This window comes from Acidisoma sp. S159 (assembly GCF_009766125.1).
GTDB lineage: Bacteria > Pseudomonadota > Alphaproteobacteria > Acetobacterales > Acetobacteraceae > Acidisoma.
Window position 1 is genome coordinate 5,534 of record NZ_LMUG01000090.1, and the last position, 1,579, is coordinate 7,112.

General features: G+C 60.8%; 2 protein-coding genes. One reads left to right on the forward strand and one right to left on the reverse strand.

What is annotated here, in order from left to right; translation table 11 throughout:
- The coding region (locus GSQ92_RS26860; RefSeq protein ID WP_254066713.1) for a LysR family transcriptional regulator at nucleotides 1-297 on the reverse strand (297 nt) is incomplete at its 3' end.
- Nucleotides 298-454: 157 nt separating this feature from the next.
- Here GSQ92_RS26860 and GSQ92_RS26865 point away from each other — a divergent pair.
- Nucleotides 455-1,558, forward strand: coding sequence for an NADH:flavin oxidoreductase (locus GSQ92_RS26865; RefSeq protein ID WP_159014621.1), 1,104 nt, complete (start codon nucleotides 455-457; stop codon nucleotides 1,556-1,558).
- The last annotated feature ends 21 nt before the right edge of the window (nucleotides 1,559-1,579 follow it).

A 1,579-nucleotide genomic window follows, 5' to 3' on the forward strand; every position in this document is an offset into this window, starting at 1 on the left:
AGAGTGGCCGATCACGTTGGGCGAGGTCACCTTCAGCAGGCCTGAGAGACCGGACCCACCGTCTGAGATCGATTCGAGCGCGGAATCGCGAGCTTCGATGAGGGTGACGGCGTGAGGAAGAAAGACCTCTCCCTCAGGCGTCAGCGACAGGGATCGCGTCGTGCGGTGGAACAGGCGAGCGCCCAGCTCGGCTTCAAGTCCGGCCAACCTGCGGCTGACCAACATCGGCGTCGAGCCCATCTGACGCGCCGCAGCCGAAAGGCTGCCGACAGACGCAATGGCGCGAAATAGAGCCACATCGGCTAGATCCATACTTTAACGCTAAGCGATATATTCCTTAACGTCAAAGCCATCTACCGCATCCCGCCCGTGAAAGCTAAGTCCAGGTCCACCGAGCGGTATCCTTCTGTTTTAGGCGGACCGGCCCAATCACAGGCTTATGGAGGTCTGGACGATGGACATCGACACCACTGCGCTTTTCGCCCCGATCGTTATAAACGGCTTTACCTTGAAGAACCGCCTGTCTGTTGCGCCAATGACGCGCATCTCGGCGACCCAGGATGGCCAAGCGACTGAGACCATGATCCGCTACTACGAGCGGTTCGCGCGGGGTGGGTTCGCGGCGGTCAGCACCGAAGGCATTTACACGGACCAGGCATTCTCGCAGGGCTACGCTCATCAGCCCGGCATGACTGATGAAGCACAGGCCAAGGCCTGGAAGCCGGTTGTCCGCGGCATCAAGACGCACGGCGCGCTCGCCATTGCCCAACTGATGCATGCCGGCGCTCTTAGCCAGGGCAATCGCTTTCGCGACACCACGGTGGGGCCGTCCGCAGTTCAGCCGAAAGGAGAACAGATGACGTTTTATCGCGGTAAAGACCGCTACGCTCTACCGGCCGCGATCACGGAGGAGCAGATCGCCGACGCCATCGCCGGCTTTGCCGAGTCGGCGCGACGCGCAGTCGAGGTTGCCGGATTCGACGCAATTGAGATCCATGGAGCCAATGGTTATCTTCTCGACCAGTTTTTGACTGACTACGCCAACACCAGGGTGGATCAGTGGGGCGGCGCCACAGAGAGCCGCTTGCGATTAATCCTTGAAACGTTCAAGGCGGTGCGTGCGACGGTTGGCGCCAGCGTCCCGGTAGGTGTTCGCATCTCCCAAGGCAAGGTGAACGACTACCATCACAAGTGGGCCGATGCGGAGCGCGACGCCGAGATCGTCTTCGGCAGCCTTGCGGAGGTCGGAGCGGACTTCATCCACGTGACCGAACGTGAGGCGTGGAAGCCGGCCTTTGCGCCTGCCGGTCCATCCTTGTTGCACCTCGCCAGGCGCTACGCACCCAAGGCAGCGATTTTGGCCAATGGGAGTCTGCACACGATCGAACGGGCGGTCGCTGCGCTGAACGACGGTGCCGATGTCGTCACCATCGGCCGTGTTGCCCTGGCGAACCCAGGCTTACCAAGGCGTTGGTCCGATCGAGGCGTTGTTCGCGACTTTGATCCGACAATCCTTGGACCTATCGCCAACATCAAGGAAACCGAGTTGGTGATGTAACGGCAGATCGACTGCCGAAAG